We start from the raw sequence: 17,565 nt of genomic DNA on the forward strand, positions 1-17,565 counted from the left end.
GTCAGTCCGCGTCGTAGACGTCGGCCTTGAACGGGCGGATGCCCTGGACCTCGCCGCTGAGCATCGCGGAGCGGGCCTGGAAGCGTTCGAGGTTGATGTCGTGGTCGGCCAGGAGCTCCATCGCGCCCGCGTGGCAGGCGCGGAGAAACGGGGTCGCCACGCGGATCGCGTCGTCCGCCATGAAGCGGTGGGTCCACGGACGGCCCGCCCAGGCGGAGCGGATGCCGAACGGCTCGGGGAGCTTGACCGAGCCGCCGAGCCAGTTGAGCAGTGTCGCGCTCCAGGGCCAGGTGAAGGGCGCGCGGGTGGCGAGGCGGACCACCTCCGCGTTGTCGACGATCGGCAGCTTGACCGTCACCTCCTCCCAGAACTTGCCGCGCTTGGCCACGGTCTTCTCCGGGGGCGCCGCCTTCTTGCCGAACAGCGGGTTCACCGGCCCGAGCGCGTGGCCGGTCACCTCGATGCGCAGGGTGTCGTGCAGGACGGAGACGTTCGCCATCAGGGTGACGATCAACTGCCCGTTCCACAGTACGAACTGGGCGCCCAGGTAGTGGCGGGGGCCCTCGCCGAAGGTCTGCTTGTTGGCCAGGTCGGCGACCGAGACCTGACGCATCCGGTGGCCGTCCATGTCCGGCCCCGAGGGCCGGGAGATCTCGTCGGCGCCCTCGCCGACCGGCAGCAGCACCCAGTGGTCGACCCGGACGCCGGGGATGCCGCCCTCGGAGACCGCGCTGCGCCCGAGCCGGTGCAGGTGCTCCTCGATCTTGCGGACCAGGTCGAAGTTGTGGAACGGCCGGATCTCCTGGTGCCCCTCGGCGGGCGTCAGCTGCTCCGCCAGGCTCCAGGAGGCCCAGCGCGGGCCTATCCCGAGGATGCCCTTGGAGCCCGCATAGTGGCCGATGTTGGAGTCCTGCTCGGCCAGCAGCTCGGCGAGGCGCTGACGCTGGTACTCGGCCTTGTGGTCGTCGGGCCCCTTCGGCACCGCACCCGGCACGGTCGGCCCGAGGGCGGTGCCCTCCAACAGCCCGTTCCACCGGTCGCGCAGCTTCTGCGCCGTGTTGAGGCAGATCCGCCGCGCCAGGTACCAGCCGACCAGCGGCACGATCGTCATCACCCGCAGGTACAGCCCCCAGAACCCGGTGACGTGCGGCCGCCAGGCCAGCAGCGCGGCGATCAGCACGACCACGGCCAGGCCGAGGTTCTGGTAGAGCTGGCGGTTCTTCTCCGGCGTGCGGCGGGCGATCTCGAACACCAGCAGCCACAGCAGCGTGCCCGGTAGGAAGATCAGCCCGAAGACCGCCGCGACCAGCGTCAGCTGCTTGTCCCGCTGGTGCCGCACGTCCTCCGCCTCGAGGCAGTGCTCGACCACGATGCGCGGCTGCAGCCCGTAGGACGGCACGATCGGCTTGCGCTTCGCCCCCAGGGCTCGGGCGATCAGCGCCTCGCAGAAGGCCTCGCCCAGGTTGGGGGAGAGCAGCTTGATCCGGCCCGGCTTGGACTTGGTCTCCGGGTGCAGATCGATCAACTGCTTGAAGTCGCCGTCCCGGTAGGCCATGGACGACAGGGAGGTCGTGGCCCCGGAACTCGGCGACGGGTCGGTACGGAGCACCTGGGGCCCGAAGGGTCCATCGCTCATCGTCGCGGTTCCTCCCCTGAACGCGTGTCAACGGGCGTGCCCTGCCAGCGTATCTCCGTGGATCACGCCATGTCAGCGGGTTCCCCCACGCGACTGCGGGAGGGACCTGCGAGAATGTGGTCATGGACTACTCGGCGCGGACACCGGTCCTGGTCTACGACGGCGACTGCGCGTTCTGCACCTCGTCGCTGCGGTTCGGCGAGCGCGTGCTGGGCACGGACGGCTGGGACTCGGTCCCCTTCCAGTTCGCGGGCCTGGACCCGGCGCTGCGGGCGCGCGCGGAGACCGAGGTCCTGTGGCTCACCCCGACGGGTCGGGTTTACGGCGGGTCCGACGCGGTCGCCAAGGTTCTGCTGCGCACCCGCAGAGCCCCCTGGAACGCCCTGGGCGGGGCGATGCTGCTCCCGGGCGTGCGGACGGCGGTGGCCGCGGTCTACCGCCTGGTGGCCGCGAACCGCCATCGCCTCCCCGGCGGCACACCCGCCTGCGCGATCGGGCCCCGTCAGGGCCGGTCGGCGGGCAGCGTGTAGTGCCAGCCGGGGCGCCAGGCGGGCGGGTCGGCGAGAACGTGCTCCAGTGACGCTCCGTCGAGCAGGCAGTCCAGGGCCCAGCGGTTGGCCGAGTGGGCGATCAGCAGGATCCGGCGGCCGTCCCAGTCGGTTGCCAGGTCGCGGAGGAAGGCGTCGGTGGCCGCGAGGACCTGGCGGTAGCTCTGGCCGCCGCCGGGGAAGGGGTCGTCGATGCGCGCGGTCCGTTGGGCCGCGACGAGGGTGGCGGGCGCCCCGTTGAGGTCGCCGTAGTCGCACTCCCGCAGCCGGACGTCCTGGTGGACCGGCGGCTCGCCGTCGGGGAACGCGATGCGGGCCGTCTCCACCGCGCGGTGGAGGTCGGAGGTGAACACGGCCGCGAACCCGCCACCACGCCGACGCGCACCCAGTTCCGCGGCCTGACGACGGCCCAGCTCGGAGAGCCGGCCGGGGAGTCGGCCGGTGGCGATGCCCGCCTCGTTGTCGGTGGTCGTGGAGTGGGTCTCGTAGACGATCTCCAACGCCATCAGGCTCCTCCGAAGGTCGATCGGGCGGGCGGAGCGGACGGGGTGCAACTCCCGCCGCCGCGACCGGCGGTGTGGAGCGCGGTCGGTACGCGGTGGGCCCACCCTGCTCGCGGGCGCAGCGCCGTACACCGGCTGCGCGGGTCGTGTCCGGCTGAAGGACGGGCAACCCGGCGTCGGCGCCGCACGGCGGCTCCCCCGGCCGGGGTCGGGGGAGCCGTCACAGGTCGGCGGGCACTACTTCACGGTCGCCTTCAGGACCTTGTGGGAGATCGCGTCCGGGAGGGTCTCGTGCCTGGCGTAGGCGCGGGTGAAGGAGCCCGCGCCGTGGCTGAGGCTGCGGAGGTCGACCGCGTAGCGGACGATCTCGAGTTCCGGGACCTCCGCGTGGACCGCGGTGCGGCCGCCCGTGCCGACGGGTTCCGTGCCGAGGACCCGGCCCCGGCGGCTGGAGAGGTCGCTGAGGACGGCGCCCACGTAGTCGTCGGGGACGAGCACGTGGACCTCGGCCACCGGTTCCAGCAGCCGCACGTTGTCCGCCGCGGCCTCGCGCAGCGCCAGCGCGCCCGCCGTCTGGAACGCGGCGTCGGAGGAGTCGACGGAGTGGGCCTTGCCGTCGACCAGGGTGACCTTGACGTCGACCAGCGGGAAGCCCGCCGCCACGCCGCGGGCCAGCTGCGCGCGGACGCCCTTCTCGACGGAGGGGATGAACTGGCGTGGGACCGCGCCGCCGACCACCTTGTCGACGAACTCGAAGCCCGCGCCGGTCGGCAGCGGCTCCACCTCGATCTCGCAGATGGCGTACTGCCCGTGGCCGCCGGACTGCTTCACGTGCCGGCCCCGGCCCGTCGCCGGACCGGCGATCGTCTCGCGGAAGGGGACGATGTAGTCGACGGTGTCGATGTGGACGCCGAACCGCCCGCGCAGGCGCTCCAGCATGACGTCCGCGTGGGCCTCGCCGAGGCACCACAGGACCAGCTGGCGGGTCTCCGGGTTCTGCTCGAGGCGCAGCGTCGGGTCCTCGGCCGCGAGGCGGGCCAGGCCCTGGGAGAGCTTGTCCTCGTCGGCCTTGCTGTGGGCGGCGATGGCGACCGGCAGCAGCGGCTCGGGGAGCGCCCAGTGGTCCAGGCCCACGTGGTGGTCGGGCAGGCTCAGGGTGTCCTCGGTCGTGCCGTGGGTGAGCTTGGCGACGCAGACGATGTCGCCGGCCACGGCCTGCGGGACCGGCCGCAGCGTCTTGCCGAAGGGGGACGAGAGCGCGCCGACGCGCTCGTCGGTGTCGGCGTCGGTCATGTGGACCTGGCCGTCGGGCCGCAGCGTGCCGGAGAAGATCCGGCACAGGGTGAGCCGGCCGACGTACGGGTCGCTGGTGACCTTCAGGACCTGCGCGGCCAGCGGTCCGGTCGGGTCGCAGGCGAGTGCCTCGTCGCCCTCGTTGACGGGCGTGACGTGCTCGACCGGGGACGGGAACGCCGAGGTGACGAGTTCCAGCAGCTCCGCGGTGCCGACGCCCTCCTTGGAGCCGTCCGCCGCCGGGAGGACCGCGATGACGGGGTGGAAGTGGCCGCGGGCGACGGCGCTCTCCAGGTCGTCGATGACGGTCTTGGTGTCGATGGACTCGCCGCCGAGGTAGCGGTCCAGCAGCGTCTCGTCCTCGCTCTCGGTGATGACGCCCTCGATCAGCCGCTCCCGCGCGGCGTCGATCTCCATGGTCAGCTCGGGGCCGGCCTCGGCGTCGACGCGTTTGCCGCTCGCGTAGTCGTAGGTGTGCCGGCTCAGCAGGCCGACCAGGCCGGTGACGGCGGGGACGCCGTCGGAGCCGGGGGCGCCCTCGCGCAGCGGCAGGTAGAGCGGCAGGACCGTTTCGGGGGCGTCGAGCGCGAACGCCTCGCGGCAGCGCTCGACGGTGGCGTCGAAGTCGCCCTGGGGCGCGTCCAGCTTGGTGACGAGGAGGGCACGGGGCATGTTCACGGCCGCGCACTCGTCCCACAGGCCGCGCGTCGCGCCGTCGATCTCCTCGTTCGCCGGGACCACGAACAGCGCGGCGTCGGCGGCCCGGAGGCCGGCCCGCAGCTCGCCGGTGAAGTCGGCGTAGCCGGGGGTGTCCAGCAGGTTGATCTTGAAGCCCGCGTGTTCCAGCGGGACCAGGGACAGCTGGACCGAGCGCTGCTGGCGGTGCTCGATCTCGTCGTAGTCGGAGACGGTCGTGCCGTCCTGCACCCGGCCGGCCCGGTTGATCGCCCCCGTGGCCAGGGCGAGGGTCTCGGCGATCGTCGTCTTCCCCGCTCCGCTGTGGCCGACCAGCACCACGTTCCGAATCTGCTCAGGCCGGTCGGCCGACGGTGCCCTGCCGGCGGCTCCTGCGGCTGTGTTCGCCTTGTCAGCCATGATCGTGATCTCCTCCCGCACGCGCGCTGCAGAGACGCCACGGGGCCGCGTCGGTCGAACCGGTCGGTGATTCTGGAGGGACGTCTGATGTGACGCAGGTCACCCGCGGTACTTTGGAGCCTCCCACTCTGTTCGCCGCAGGTCCATACGCCGGTCAGGTGCAGTCGGCCCGATAGCATGACGCTCACCTGGACAACGCGCCGCCCACGCGTGCGCACCCGCCGGAACCTGCCTGAAACGGAGCGGTCGGAAGACCCATGCTCAACAAATACGCCCGAGCCTTCTTCACCCGCGTCTTCACCCCTCTCGCGGCGTTCCTGCTGCGCATGGGCGTCAGCCCGGACGCGGTCACCCTGGTCGGGACCGCCGGGGTGGTGGCCGGGGCGCTGGTCTTCTTCCCGCGCGGCAGCTTCTTCTGGGGGACGCTGGTCATCACCGCCTTCGTCTTCTCCGACCTGGTCGACGGCAACATGGCCCGGCAGGCGGGCCGCTCGGGGCCCTGGGGCGCGTTCCTTGACTCCACGCTCGACCGCGTCGCCGACAGTGCCATCTTCGGCGGCATCGCGATGTGGTACGCCGGCAAGGGCGACAACCTGCTGCTCTGCGCGGTGACCCTGTTCTGCCTGGCCAGCGGCCAGGTCGTCTCCTACACCAAGGCCCGCGCGGAGAGCCTCGGTCTCAAGTGTGCCGTCAACGGCGTCGTCGAGCGCGCCGAGCGGCTGGTCGGCACACTGGTCGCGGCCGGCCTGGCCGGCCTGCACCAGTTCGGCGTGCCGGGCATCGAGTGGCTGCTGCCGATCGCCCTGTGGGCGGTCGCCGTCGGCAGCCTGATCACCGTGTTCCAGCGGGTGCTCACGGTCCGCCGCGAGGCGGCGGAGCTCACGGCACTGAACGCCGCGCGGGCGGCGGAGGGGGAGGCCCAGTGAAGGACCAGCTCACCTATCTCGCCTACGCCACCGGCTGGGGCCTGGTGAAGCGCCTGCCCGAGCCCGCCGCGGACGCGCTGTTCCGGCGCATCGCCGACACCGCGTGGAAGCGCCAGGGCAAGAGCGTGCTGCGTCTGGAGTCCAACCTGCGCAGGGTCCGCCCGGACCTGGACGAGGCCGGAATCCGTGGGCTGAGCCGCGAGGGCATGCGCTCCTACCTGCGCTACTGGCGCGAGTCCTTCCGCATGCCGGTGTGGAGCAAGGAGAAGATCCGCGACTCCTTCACGCCCGAGCACATCGAGCGCCTGGACGACACCCTCGCCTCCGGCCGCGGCGTGATCCTGGCGCTGCCGCACATGGGCAACTGGGACCTGGCCGGCGCCTGGGTCGTGGTGCGCGGCTACCCGTTCACCACCGTCGCCGAGCGCCTCAAGCCCGAAAAGCTCTTCGACGCCTTCGTCGCCTACCGCGAGGGTCTCGGCATGGAGGTGCTGCCGCTGACCGGCGGCGCCCACACCATGGCCACGCTGGCCAAGCGGCTGCGCGCGGGCAAGCTGGTGTGCCTGGTCGGCGACCGCGACCTGTCCGCCTCCGGCGTCGAGGTCGACTTCCTCGGCGAGAAGACCCGGATGCCCGCCGGTCCGGCCGCGCTGGCCGCGCAGACCGGCGCCGCGCTGCTGCCGGTCACGCTCTGGTACGACGAGACGAGCACCATGCGCGGCTGCGTGCACGAGGAGGTCCTCGTCCCCGAGGAGGGCACCCGGCGCGAGAAGACGGCAGCGATGACCCAGGCCATGGCCGACGTCTGGGCCGAGGGCGTGCGGGAGCACGCCAAGGACTGGCACATGCTCCAGCGGTTCTGGCTGGCCGACCTCGAACCCCGGCCGGACAAGCCCGCCCACCCGGATTCCGACGCGCAGCCCGTGGAGGCCCAGGCGTGAGGATCGGCATCGTCTGCCCGTACGCCTGGGACGTCCCCGGCGGGGTGCAGTTCCACGTGCGCGACCTGGCCGAGCACCTGATCGGCCTCGGCCACGAGGTCTCCGTGCTCGCCCCCGCGGACGACGAGACCCCCGTGCCGCCGTACGTCGTCTCCGCCGGACGCGCCGTCCCGGTGCCCTACAACGGCTCGGTGGCCCGGCTGAACTTCGGCTTCCTCTCCGCCGCGCGGGTGCGCCGCTGGCTGCACGAGGGCAAGTTCGAGGTCCTGCACATCCACGAGCCGGCCACGCCCAGCCTCTCGCTGCTCGCCTGCTGGGCCGCCAACGGCCCGATCGTGGCGACCTTCCACACCTCGAACCCGCGCTCGCGCGCGATGATCGCCGCGTACCCGATCCTCCAGCCCGCACTGGAGAAGATCTCCGCGCGCATCGCGGTCAGCGAGTACGCGCGCACCACGCTCGTCGAGCACCTCGGCGGCGACGCGGTCGTCATCCCCAACGGCGTCGACGTCGACTTCTTCGCGAGCGCGGAGCCGCGCGCCGAGTGGCAGGGCGACACCATCGGCTTCGTCGGCCGCATCAACGAGCCCCGCAAGGGCCTGCCCACGCTGCTGGACGCGCTGCCGACGATCCTCGCCTCCCGCCCGCAGGTGCGGCTGCTGGTCGCCGGCAAGGGCGACGAGGAGGAGGCCGTCAAGGACCTCCCGCCGGAGGTCCGCGAGCGGATCACCTTCCTGGGCATGGTCTCCGACGAGGAGAAGGCGCGGCTGCTGCGCAGCGTCGACGTCTACGTCGCGCCGAACACCGGCGGCGAGAGCTTCGGCATCATCCTGGTCGAGGCACTGTCGGCGCGGGCGCCCGTCGTCGCCTCCGACCTCGACGCCTTCCGGCAGGTCCTCGACGGCGGTTCCAGCGGCGAACTCTTCCCCGTCGAGGACGCGGACTCCCTCGCCAAGGTCGTCCTCCGCCTCCTCGCCGACCCCGCCCGCCGCGAGGCCCTGCGCGACACCGGCGCACGTCACGTGCGCCGCTTCGACTGGTCCACGGTCGGCGCGGACATCCTCGCCGTCTACGAAACCGTCGCCACCGGCGCGGCGGCGGTCACGGAGGCCGAGCCCGCCCCGGGCTGGCGCTCCAAGCTGGGGCTCGCGCGCGACTGAGAGGCGCGCCTGCTCAGCGGGGGAACCAGTCGAGGCGCTCGCCGTGCGGGCCCGTGAAGGCGACTGGCTTGCCGTCCAGGGCGAGGATGTTGACGCCGCGTTCGGTCGGGGCGGCGTACGGCAGGAGCGCGTCCACGTCCGCCAGGACGTCGGGGGCCTCGTTGGAGATCCAGCGGCAGGGCAGCTCGCGGATCGTGGTCGTGAAGGCCTGGCGCGCCTCCGTCGGCAGGTAGCACAGCACCGAGGTGTGGAAGACCACCGGCGTGCTGCCCTCCGGTGCGGCCGCGACCAGCTCGGCGATGCGGGCGTTGAGGTCGCCGCGCACGATCCGGGCCGGGTCGGGGGTGGCGCGGGCGACGGAGAGCGCGGCACGGAGTCGGTCGAACCGGGCCTGCTGGCCGGGCCAGACCAGGCTTTCCAGCCAGCGGGCGTCGTCCTCGTCGGCGGGGTTCAGCGGGTTGAGGTCCACCCCCGTGCGGGAGGCGACCCGCGGCAAGCGGTCGGGCTCAGGGAGCGGGACCGGGCCGGTCGTCGCGCAGGGGATGGTCACGGGGCTGCCGTCCGCGCCGAAGGCCGTGCCGTCGTCGTAGCGGTACCGGTAGCGGTCCGGGTAGAGGCACAGTCCCGCCGAGGCGCCGACCTCTATCAGGGCCAGCGGCTGCGGGAGGGACGCGAGCAGCGGCAGCAGGGTCGCGCAGCGGCCGGCCTCGTTGGTCTGCGTGGCACGCGCCAGGATCACCGGACGCACCTGCTGCCAGTGGCCCAGCGCCCACGCGACGAACGCCTCGCCGGAGTCGACCGGGCCGCCGAGGTACCGCACGGCGGCCAGCAGCAGGTTCGGCTGCCGTTTGATCGGCGGCAGCGCCGCCAGGCGCTCCAGCAGCTGCGGCGACGCGGCGACGGCCACGCCGATCCGCTCGTAGGCGGGGGAGTGGCCCTTGGTGTGCACGGTCCCGAAGACGCGGTAGTCGTCGGCGGTCTCTTTCAGCAGCTCATCGGCGTTCATATTGCCAATCTCGCCGCAGTCGTCAATAGTTGTCAATGTTGATCGTAATAATCAATATACGGACGGGAGGCGGCTCATGCCGGGCGGTGGTGCGGGGATGCTGACGACGCAGCAGGCCGCGGAGCGGCTGGGAGTGAAGCCGCAGACGCTGTACGCGTACGTCAGCCGCGGGCTGATCACCCGGGTGCGGGCCGCCGACGGCAAGGGGAGCCTCTTCGCCGCCGCCGATGTGGACGCGCTCGCCGAACGCGGTACCACCGGGCGCGGCGGCGCGGGTGCGGCCGAGCCCGCCGCTGCGCCCGCGATCCGCACCGAGCTGACCCTGCTGGAGGACGACCGGCTCCTCTTCCGCGGTCGCGACGCCGCCGAGCTCGCCGAGCGGGGGACCTTCGAGGCCACCGCGGTGTGGCTGTGGACCGGCCGGGACGAGCCGGACGCGCGGTTCGCCCCACCCGCCGCCCGGCTGCGGGAGGCCGTAAGGGCCTGCGCGGACGCGCTGCCCGCGTCGGCGCGGATCGTCGACCGGTTCAAGGCCGCCGTCCTGGCCGCGTCCGTGGCCGACCCGCTCAGCCTCGACCTGCGGCCGGAGAGCGTCGTCGCCACCGGCCGCGCGATGGTCGGTGCGCTGCTCGCGGCGGTACCGGAGCGCGGCCCGAGCGCGACCGGGACCGCGGGGGAGTCGGTGGCCGAGCGGCTCTGGGCCCGGCTCAGCCCGGACGAGCCGAGCGCGCGGGCCCTGCGGGCCCTGGACGCGGCGTTGATCCTGCTGGCCGACCACGACATCGCCACCTCCACCTACGCGGCCCGCCTCGCCGCGTCCACCCGCGCCAATCCGTACGCCGTGGTCACCGCGGGCCTGGCCGTCCTCGACGGCCCGCTCCACGGCGGCGCGGGGGCGCTGGCCCGTCGCGTGCTCGTGCGTGCGCACGAGACGGACCCCGTCGCCGCGCTGGCGGCGACCCTGCGCGAGCGCGGCTCCGTCCCGGGCTTCGGTCACGCGCTCTACCGCACGCGCGATCCCCGCGCGGAGACGCTGCTGCGTCTGCTGGAACCGCTCCCGGACCCGCGCGGGCTGCGCGCCGTCACCGCCGAACTGGTCCAGGTCGCGGCGGAGCGCTTCGGCGCCTTCCCGAACAGCGACGTCGCCCTGGCTCTCCTCGCCGAGCTGTGCGCCTTCCCGCCCGACGCGGAGGAGGCGGTCTTCGCCCTCGCCCGCACGGCCGGCTGGATCGCCCACGCACTGGAGGAGTACGCCGCCGAGCCCCTGCGCCACCGCCCGGCCGGGCTCTACACCGGTCCGCGCCCCTGAGACGGTGCAGCGGCCTCTCCTGCCCGACGTGCCCGATAGGGTCACCCCCTGTGAGCACATGGATCTGGGTCGGCGTCGTCGTCATCGCCTTCGGGCTGTACCTGAGCTGGACCGCCGGGCGCCTCGACCGGCTGCACGCGCGGATCGACGCGGCGCGGGCCGCGTTGGACGCCGCGCTGCTGCGGCGCGCCTCGGGCGCGCTGGAGTTGGCGACGTCGACCATGCTGGACCCGGCCGCGTCGATCCTGATGTACCAGGCCGCGCACGCCGCGCGCACCGCACAGGAGGACGCCCGGGAGGTCGCCGAGAGCGAGCTCTCGCAGGCGCTGCGGGCGGTCTTCGCGGAGCAGGAGCAGTTGGAGGCGCTGGCGTCGCTACCGGGCGGCGCGGAGGCGCTCGTCGAGCTGGGGGAGGCCGTGCGGCGGGTGCCGATGGCGCGGCGGTTCCACAACGACTCGGTGCGCGCGGCGCGCGCGGTGCGGCGGCACCGGATCGTGCGGTTGTTCCGTCTGGCGGGGCGCGCGCCCTTCCCGCTGGCCTTCGAGATGGACGACGAGCCGCCCCGCACCCTCGAGGCAGTACGCACCTGACGGGGTGACAATCGGTGGCGATCTGATAACGACATCAGTTCGATGATGTCCGCCCTGTGGACAGAACGCCCGGTCACCCGGAAATTACTGACGGTGCCTCACCCGGCACCGCGACGTCGTGGACTCCGCGCGGCGGCTCGACCCAGGGGTGGGCCTCCGCCTGCCCGTGGTCCAGCGCCCATCGCCCCCACGGCGCCACTTGTGCATCGAACCTCGTACCTCGATCGCAGGAGGCGCTCCATATGCCACGTACACCCCGAAGAACCCGCCCCCTGGCGCTGGGCGCCGTGCTGACGAGCGTGGCGCTCGCAGCCGCCGGCTGTTCCTCGTCCGGAAAACCCGTGCCCGGTCCCAGCGGTGGGACCTCCTCCGACAACGCGGCGAACGTCAACGCCGCCGGGCAGCCGGTCAAGGGCGGCACCCTCAAGCTGATCGGCAGCGGCGACGTCGACCACCTCGACACCGCCAGCGGCTACTACACGGCCACGTACACCCTCGAACGCGCCTTCACCCGGCAGCTGTTCACCTACCCCGCGTCGACGGACCCGACCAAGTCCACCACGATCGTGGCGGACCTGGCCACCGAGATTCCGACCACCGCCAACCAGGGGATCAGCGCGGACGGGCTCACCTACACGGTCCACCTGCGGTCCGACGCCATGTGGGACACCTCCCCGGCCCGCCCGGTCACCGCCCAGGACGAGGTCCTGGGTATGAAGCGGCTGTGCAACCCGACGCCCAACGCGGTCGGCGCGCCGGGCTACTACGAGGGCGTCATCGCCGGCTTCCAGCAGTACTGCGACGCCTTCGCGAAGGTCAGCCCGACCATTCCGGCGATCAAGGCCTTCATCCAGAGCCACGACATCTCCGGCATCAAGGCCGTCGACGCGACGACCGTGCAGTTCACGCTGGTGAAGAAGGCCAACGACTTCCTGAACATCCTGGCGATGCCCTTCTCGTCGCCGGCGCCGGCCGAGTACCTGAACTACCTCCCGGACGACGCCAACTTCCGCTCCCACACGATCTCCGACGGTCCGTACGCCATCACCTCGTACACCGCCAACCAGTCGATCAAGCTCGACCGGAACCCGGCCTGGACCAAGGCGTCCGACCCGGTCCGTGACGCCTACGTCGACCACATCACCATCACCGAGGGCCAGGACGAGGGCCCGGTTCAGCAGCAGCTCCAGGCGGGCACCGCCGACATGCAGTGGGACACCACCGTCCCCACCGCCTCCGTCCCCGCGCTGAAGGCCACCAAGGACCCCCGGCTCGGCGTCTACCCCTCCGGCAGCACCAACCCGTTCCTCGTCTTCAACGAGCAGAGTCCCAACAACCAGGGCGCGCTCGGCAAGGTGGCGGTGCGTCAGGCGCTGGAGTACGCGATCGACAAGGTCGCGATCGGCCAGATCTACGGCGGTCCCACCCTCAACACCCCGCTGGGCCAGGCCATCCCGCCCGGCAGCCTCGGCTACGAGAAGTTCGACCCGTACGCGACGCCGGGCAGCAAGGGCGACCCGGCCAAGTGCAAGTCGATGCTCGCCGCCGCCGGCTACCCGAACGGCCTGGTGCTCAAAGACCTGGCCCGCAACGCCGGCAAGCACCCGGCCGTGGCCCAGTCCGTCCAGGCGGACCTGAAGGCCTGCGGCGTCACCACGCAGATCGTCCCGGTCTCCCAGGGCGACTACTACGGCAAGTACCTGAACCTGCCCAGCGCCGCCAAGGCGGGCAACTGGGACATCACCGAGCCGGGCTGGGTCCCGGACTGGTTCGGCAACAACGGCCGCGCCAACCTCGAGCCGCTCTTCGACGGCCGCAACTACGGCCCGGGCTCGACCGACTGGGGCGACTACGACAGCCCGGCCTTCAACGCGCTGCTCGACCAGGCCATGACCGCGCCCGACCAGGCCACCGCCGAGTCCCTGTGGCACCAGGCCGACCAGCAGGTCATGAAGGACGCGGCGATCGTCCCCTTCGAGACGCAGAACGACGCGATGTACCGGTCCACCCGGGTCCACAACGCGATCTTCGAGCTGTTCTCGCAGAACTACGACGTCACCGAGGTCTGGCTCTCGCCCAGCAGCTGATCCGCAGCTGACGCGCCGTCGGCTCCGCTGGGGGCCGGCGGCTGCACCAACCCCGTCCGGCACGGCGACCCCGTGCCGGCGGGGTCCCGCATGTCCCCATGCCCCGACGGGCGAAGGCCGTGAGCCCGCTCGCCCGTCCGTCAGCTGCGAGGCGCCATGAGCCTTCTCGAGGTCTCCGACCTCCATGTCTCCTTCCGCACCACCGACGGCGACGTCCAGGCGGTGCGGGGGGTCTCCTTCGCACTCGAATCCGGCCGCACCCTGGGCATCGTCGGCGAGTCCGGGTCGGGCAAGAGCGTCTGCACCCAGACGCTGCTCGGTCTGACCACGGGCGCACGCGTCCGCGGCACCGCGCGCTTCGAGGGCGAGGACCTGCTCGCCATGAGCGAGGACGAGTTCCGCGCGGTACGCGGCGCGAAGATCGCGGCGATCTTCCAGGACCCGCTGTCCAGCCTGCACCCGCTGTACAAGGTGGGCTGGCAGATCGTGGAGATGATCCGCGCCCACGAGCCGGTGACCAGGGCGGTCGCGCGTCGGCGCGCGGTCGACCTGCTCGGCCTGGTCGGCATCCCGCACCCCGCCCAGCGCGTCGACGACTACCCGCACCAGTTCTCCGGCGGCATGCGCCAGCGCGCGCTGATCGCCATGGCGCTGGCGCTGGAACCGAAGCTGGTGATCGCCGACGAGCCGACCACGGCCCTCGACGCCACCGTGCAGGCCCAGATCCTGGACCTGCTGCTCCGGTTGCAGCAGGAGAACGGGATGGCGCTGATCATGATCACGCACGATCTCGGCGTCATCGCCGGGCTCGCCGACGAGGTCATGGTGATGTACGCGGGCCGTGCCGCCGAGCGCGCGGACCGGCGCGGTCTCTACTATCGCGCCCACCACCCTTACACCAACGGCCTGTTGGAGTCGATCCCGTCCTCCAGCGCAGCCGGGGCGCGGTTGCGGCCGATCCCCGGCCAGCCGCCGAGCCTGATCCGGCTGCCCTCGGGCTGCGCCTTCCACCCGCGCTGCGCGTTCGCCATGGACCGCTGCGTCCGCGAGCAGCCCGAACTGGCCTCGGTCGAGGACGGCGTGCGGCATGCCTCCGCCTGCTGGCTGCCGGGCCATCTGCTCGGCACCACCGAGGAGATGAAGCGGGCCCGCCAGGACGCGAGCGCCGCGGGGCGCACGGTCGAGCGGGTGCCCGGACAGACCCCCGGCCAGGACCGGGCCGTCGAGGAAGGCGCGGCATGAGCGAGCCCCTGATGACCGAGCCCCCGACGACCGAACCCCCGACCGCCGAGCCCCTGGTCGAGGTCAGGGAGGCGGTCAAGTACTTCCCGATCAGGCAGGGCATCGTGTTCAAACGCGAGGTCGGCCGGGTCCATGCCGTCGAGGGCGTGTCGCTCACGGTCCGCCGCGGCGAGACGCTGGGCCTGGTCGGCGAGACCGGGTGCGGCAAGTCGACCCTGGCCCGCTGCATCACCAAGCTGCACCCGCTGACGTCGGGAACACTGCTGTTCGAGGGCCGGGACATCACGGGCCTCAGCCGCTCCCAGGTCCGGCCGTTCCGGCGCCGGATGCAGATGATCTTCCAGGACCCGTACGGCTCGCTCAACCCGCGCCGCCGGGTCGGCTCGATCATCGGCGACCCGTTCGCCATCCACGGCGAGGGGGCGCGGGACGAGCGCAAGCCCAGGGTGCAGGAGCTGATGGAGCTGGTCGGGCTCAATCCCGAGCACTACAACCGGTTCCCGGCCGAGTTCTCCGGCGGCCAGCGCCAGCGCATCGGCGTGGCGCGGGCGCTCGCCCTCAAGCCCAGCCTGATCGTCGCCGACGAGCCGGTCTCCGCCCTGGACGTGTCGATCCAGGCGCAGATCCTCAACCTGCTGGAGGACCTCCAGCGGGAGTTCGGGCTGACCTACGTGTTCATCAGCCACGACCTGTCCGTGGTGAGGCACGTCAGCGACCGCATCGCGGTGATGTACCTGGGGCAGGTCGTCGAGCTGGCGGCGTCCGAGGAACTGCACGGACGGCCGCGTCACCCCTACACCAACGCCCTGCTCTCGGCGGCCTCGGTCGCCGACCCCGACCAGGCGGCGGCCCGGCAGCGGATCGTGCTCGCGGGCGACGTGCCGTCCCCCATCGCGCCGCCCACCGGCTGCCGGTTCCACCCGCGCTGCCCGAAGGCGCAGGAGATCTGCGTGCAGCAGACCCCGCCGCTGCTCGCGGCCGCGGGCGACCCCGACGCGCACCTGACGGCCTGCCACTTCCCGGTGGAGCCGGGCGAGGACCTCACCCGCGTCACCGCGACCATCCCCGAGGAGGAGCGGGCCGAATGAGCGCAGACCCGACCCCCGGCAGCGCCCCCGGGCCCGCCGACAGCACCCCTGACGCCGCCGGTGTCGCCGTCGCCGTGGCACCGGCCCGGCCGCAGCCGTCCGGAGGCCACGCCATCGAGGGCCGCAGCCCCTGGCAGCTCGCCTGGATCCACCTGCGCAAGGACCGGGCCGCGATGATCTCGCTGGCCTTCATCCTGCTCCTCGCGCTGCTCTCCGTCTCCGCGCCGCTGCTCGCGCACTGGATCGGCTGGAGCCCCACCGACCAGGACCGCACCCAGGGCCTGACCGTGGACGGGCTCCCCGTCGGCCCGAGCGGCCGCCACCTGCTCGGCACCGACAACCTCGGCCGCGACATCCTGGTCCGCGTCCTGTACGGCAGCCAGGTCTCGCTGCTGGTCGGTGTGGTGTCCACGCTGCTGGCGGTGGCCATGGGCGTCCTGGTCGGCCTGGTGGCCGGCTACTTCGGCTCCGCCGTGGACACCGTGCTGTCCCGGGTGATGGACCTGGTCCTCTCGTTCCCGTTCCTGCTCTTCGCGATCGCACTGGTGTCGATCTTCGGTTCCAGCCTCGCCATCTCGGTGTTCGTGATCGCCTTCTTCTCCTGGGCGGCGGTCGGCCGCATCGTCCGCGGGCAGACGCTGTCCATCCGGGAGAAGGAGTACATCGAGGCGGCCCGCTCGCTGGGCGCGGGCGATCTGCGGATCATGTTCGTGGACGTGCTGCCCAACCTGCTCGCGCCGGTGATCGTCTACACCACGCTGCTGATCCCGATCGCGATCGTCTTCGAGGCCACCCTGTCCTTCCTCGGGCTCGGCGTCGTCCCTCCCGCGCCGACCTGGGGCAACATGCTGAGCGACTCGCTGGACTTCTACCAGGTCGCCTGGTGGTTCCCGCTCTTCCCCGGCCTGGCGCTGCTGCTGACGACGCTGGCCTTCAACCTGCTCGGCGACGGGGTGCGCGACGCGCTCGACCCGCGCGCCGAGCGCCTGTTCCAGGACTGAGCGGGAGGCTCGTCGATGTTGCGGTTCCTCGTCCGCCGGGTGCTGTCCGGGGTCCTGGTGCTCTGGCTGATCAGCCTCTTCACCTTCGGGCTCTTCTACGTGGCCCCCTCCAACGTGCCGCGGATGATCTGCGGCCGGCTCTGCACCGAGAGCCAGGTCGAGCTGATCACGAAGCAGTTGGGGCTCAACCAGCCGCTGCCGGTGCAGTACTGGCACTTCCTCGACCGCCTGCTCCACGGCGACCTCGGCTACTCCTACTACAACTCCCAGCCGGTCTCCACACTGATCGGCAACGCGCTGCCGATCACCGCCTCGCTCGCGGTCGGCGCTGCCGTGCTCTGGCTGGTGGGCGGCGTCGCCATCGGCGTCGTCTCCGCGGTGCGCCCGCGCAGCCTGCTGGACCGGGCCGGGACGATCTTCGCGCTGATCGGGCTGTCGATGCCGTCGTTCCTGATCGGCATCCTGTTGCTCTACTTCCTCTTCTTCAAGCTCACCACGGCGGGACTGGCCTGGTTCCCGCCCTCGGGATACGTGGGACTCACCAGCGACCCGCTCGAGTGGGCCCACCACCTGCTGCTGCCGTGGTTCGCGCTCGCCTTCATCACCGCGGCCACCTACGTCCGGCTCACCCGCAACCAGATGCTGGAGGTGCTGGGGGAGGACTACATCCGCACCGCCCGCTCCAAGGGCGTCGCCCGGAGCCGGGTCACCATCCGCCACGCGCTGCGCGCGGCGCTGACGCCGGTCGTCACCCAGTTCGGCATCGACCTCGCCGGACTGCTCGGCGGGGCCATCGTCACCGAGCGGCTGTTCGGCCTGCCCGGCCTCGGCGAGCTGGCCGTGAGCTCGGTCACCAGACAGGACCAGCCCGTCGTCATCGCCACGGTGCTGCTGGCGGCGGTCTTCATCGTCGTCGCCAACATCGTCGTGGACCTGCTCTACGCCGTGCTCGACCCACGCGTCCGCCTCGGCTGAGCGGAGTGGCGGGACGAAGGGCGGAGGCACACGAACCGGCCCGGCGGGGTGCTACGAATCGGCGCGATCGGTGGCGTCCCGCTGGACCGGGTGGAGCATCGGATAAGGTCGGTACACGCCTACCATTGGGCTTATCGCACCGAATCCGCGTCTTCAGTGAGGTCA

The 17,565-nt window shown here is 72.2% G+C and carries 15 protein-coding genes; 11 read left to right on the forward strand and 4 right to left on the reverse strand.

Going from position 1 to position 17,565, the window contains the following annotated elements:
* Nucleotide 1 precedes the first annotated feature (1 nt).
* Nucleotides 2–1,636 (reverse strand): AbeC-like domain-containing protein, encoded by a 1,635-nt coding sequence (locus TR49_RS36335; protein ID WP_042389975.1) that lies wholly within the window; start codon nucleotides 1,634–1,636, stop codon nucleotides 2–4.
* 122 nt (nucleotides 1,637–1,758) lie between these two features.
* Here TR49_RS36335 and TR49_RS36340 point away from each other — a divergent pair, with 122 nt between their 5' ends.
* On the forward strand, nucleotides 1,759–2,166 hold the full coding sequence (locus TR49_RS36340) for a thiol-disulfide oxidoreductase DCC family protein (protein ID WP_042389976.1): 408 nt from the start codon (nucleotides 1,759–1,761) through the stop codon (nucleotides 2,164–2,166).
* On the opposite strand, the gene TR49_RS36345 is transcribed toward TR49_RS36340, so the two are convergent.
* The gene (locus TR49_RS36345; protein ID WP_042389978.1) at nucleotides 2,139–2,690 is read right to left on the reverse strand and encodes a histidine phosphatase family protein; all 552 of its coding nucleotides are present in this window, start codon (nucleotides 2,688–2,690) and stop codon (nucleotides 2,139–2,141) included. The two genes, TR49_RS36340 and TR49_RS36345, sit on opposite strands and share 28 nt — an antisense overlap.
* 234 nt (nucleotides 2,691–2,924) lie before the next feature.
* Nucleotides 2,925–5,075: an elongation factor G-like protein EF-G2 gene (locus TR49_RS36350; protein ID WP_042389980.1), complete on the reverse strand. Its 2,151-nt coding sequence runs from the start codon at nucleotides 5,073–5,075 to the stop codon at nucleotides 2,925–2,927.
* Between the two features lie 257 nt (nucleotides 5,076–5,332).
* Between TR49_RS36350 and pgsA the strand changes: the two genes are divergently transcribed.
* From pgsA to TR49_RS36365, 3 genes are read left to right on the forward strand one after another with little or no spacing between them, the layout of a single operon-like run.
* On the forward strand, nucleotides 5,333–6,001 hold the full coding sequence (pgsA, locus tag TR49_RS36355; protein WP_042389982.1) for a phosphatidylinositol phosphate synthase: 669 nt from the start codon (nucleotides 5,333–5,335) through the stop codon (nucleotides 5,999–6,001).
* Nucleotides 5,998–6,942: a phosphatidylinositol mannoside acyltransferase gene (locus TR49_RS36360; RefSeq protein WP_042389984.1), complete on the forward strand. Its 945-nt coding sequence runs from the start codon at nucleotides 5,998–6,000 to the stop codon at nucleotides 6,940–6,942. The genes pgsA and TR49_RS36360 overlap by 4 nt, the downstream gene beginning before the upstream one ends.
* Nucleotides 6,939–8,102 (forward strand): glycosyltransferase family 4 protein, encoded by a 1,164-nt coding sequence (locus TR49_RS36365; RefSeq protein WP_042389986.1) that lies wholly within the window; start codon nucleotides 6,939–6,941, stop codon nucleotides 8,100–8,102. The genes TR49_RS36360 and TR49_RS36365 overlap by 4 nt, the downstream gene beginning before the upstream one ends.
* A gap of 13 nt (nucleotides 8,103–8,115) precedes the next feature.
* On the opposite strand, the gene TR49_RS36370 is transcribed toward TR49_RS36365, so the two are convergent.
* On the reverse strand, nucleotides 8,116–9,108 hold the full coding sequence (locus tag TR49_RS36370) for a DUF2332 domain-containing protein (protein WP_042389988.1): 993 nt from the start codon (nucleotides 9,106–9,108) through the stop codon (nucleotides 8,116–8,118).
* A gap of 97 nt (nucleotides 9,109–9,205) precedes the next feature.
* Between TR49_RS36370 and TR49_RS36375 the strand changes: the two genes are divergently transcribed.
* From TR49_RS36375 to TR49_RS36405, 7 genes are all read left to right on the forward strand, one after another.
* Complete coding sequence (locus tag TR49_RS36375) at nucleotides 9,206–10,417, forward strand: citrate synthase (protein ID WP_152627649.1); 1,212 nt, start codon at nucleotides 9,206–9,208, stop codon at nucleotides 10,415–10,417.
* Nucleotides 10,418–10,467: 50 nt separating this feature from the next.
* Complete coding sequence (locus TR49_RS36380) at nucleotides 10,468–11,007, forward strand: hypothetical protein (protein ID WP_042389993.1); 540 nt, start codon at nucleotides 10,468–10,470, stop codon at nucleotides 11,005–11,007.
* A gap of 341 nt (nucleotides 11,008–11,348) precedes the next feature.
* Nucleotides 11,349–13,094, forward strand: a complete 1,746-nt coding sequence (locus TR49_RS36385) for an ABC transporter substrate-binding protein (RefSeq protein WP_052434933.1) — start codon at nucleotides 11,349–11,351, stop codon at nucleotides 13,092–13,094.
* Nucleotides 13,095–13,250: 156 nt separating this feature from the next.
* Nucleotides 13,251–14,336: an ABC transporter ATP-binding protein gene (locus tag TR49_RS36390; protein ID WP_042389995.1), complete on the forward strand. Its 1,086-nt coding sequence runs from the start codon at nucleotides 13,251–13,253 to the stop codon at nucleotides 14,334–14,336.
* Nucleotides 14,333–15,424, forward strand: a complete 1,092-nt coding sequence (locus TR49_RS36395; RefSeq protein WP_042389997.1) for an ABC transporter ATP-binding protein — start codon at nucleotides 14,333–14,335, stop codon at nucleotides 15,422–15,424. The genes TR49_RS36390 and TR49_RS36395 overlap by 4 nt, the downstream gene beginning before the upstream one ends.
* Nucleotides 15,421–16,425, forward strand: coding sequence for an ABC transporter permease (locus TR49_RS36400; protein WP_042389999.1), 1,005 nt, complete (start codon nucleotides 15,421–15,423; stop codon nucleotides 16,423–16,425). Before TR49_RS36395 ends, TR49_RS36400 begins: the two co-directional genes overlap by 4 nt.
* A 15-nt stretch (nucleotides 16,426–16,440) precedes the next feature.
* The gene (locus TR49_RS36405; protein WP_042390001.1) at nucleotides 16,441–17,400 is read left to right on the forward strand and encodes an ABC transporter permease; all 960 of its coding nucleotides are present in this window, start codon (nucleotides 16,441–16,443) and stop codon (nucleotides 17,398–17,400) included.
* Nucleotides 17,401–17,565: the final 165 nt, after the last annotated feature.

Origin of the sequence: Streptacidiphilus melanogenes, assembly GCF_000787835.1 — a bacterium.
In the GTDB taxonomy this organism is placed as follows: domain Bacteria; phylum Actinomycetota; class Actinomycetes; order Streptomycetales; family Streptomycetaceae; genus Streptacidiphilus; species Streptacidiphilus melanogenes.

Coding starts and splice junctions, on each gene's coding strand:
- TR49_RS36395 (WP_042389997.1), top strand. CDS start 14,333: ATGAGCGAGCCCCTGATGACCGAGCCCCCGACGACCGAACCCCCGACC.
- TR49_RS36350 (WP_042389980.1), bottom strand. CDS start 5,075: ATGGCTGACAAGGCGAACACAGCCGCAGGAGCCGCCGGCAGGGCACCG.
- TR49_RS36370 (WP_042389988.1), bottom strand. CDS start 9,108: ATGAACGCCGATGAGCTGCTGAAAGAGACCGCCGACGACTACCGCGTC.
- TR49_RS36400 (WP_042389999.1), top strand. CDS start 15,421: ATGAGCGCAGACCCGACCCCCGGCAGCGCCCCCGGGCCCGCCGACAGC.
- TR49_RS36405 (WP_042390001.1), top strand. CDS start 16,441: ATGTTGCGGTTCCTCGTCCGCCGGGTGCTGTCCGGGGTCCTGGTGCTC.
- TR49_RS36335 (WP_042389975.1), bottom strand. CDS start 1,636: ATGAGCGATGGACCCTTCGGGCCCCAGGTGCTCCGTACCGACCCGTCG.
- TR49_RS36375 (WP_152627649.1), top strand. CDS start 9,206: ATGCTGACGACGCAGCAGGCCGCGGAGCGGCTGGGAGTGAAGCCGCAG.
- TR49_RS36390 (WP_042389995.1), top strand. CDS start 13,251: ATGAGCCTTCTCGAGGTCTCCGACCTCCATGTCTCCTTCCGCACCACC.
- TR49_RS36345 (WP_042389978.1), bottom strand. CDS start 2,690: ATGGCGTTGGAGATCGTCTACGAGACCCACTCCACGACCACCGACAAC.
- TR49_RS36340 (WP_042389976.1), top strand. CDS start 1,759: ATGGACTACTCGGCGCGGACACCGGTCCTGGTCTACGACGGCGACTGC.
- pgsA (WP_042389982.1), top strand. CDS start 5,333: ATGCTCAACAAATACGCCCGAGCCTTCTTCACCCGCGTCTTCACCCCT.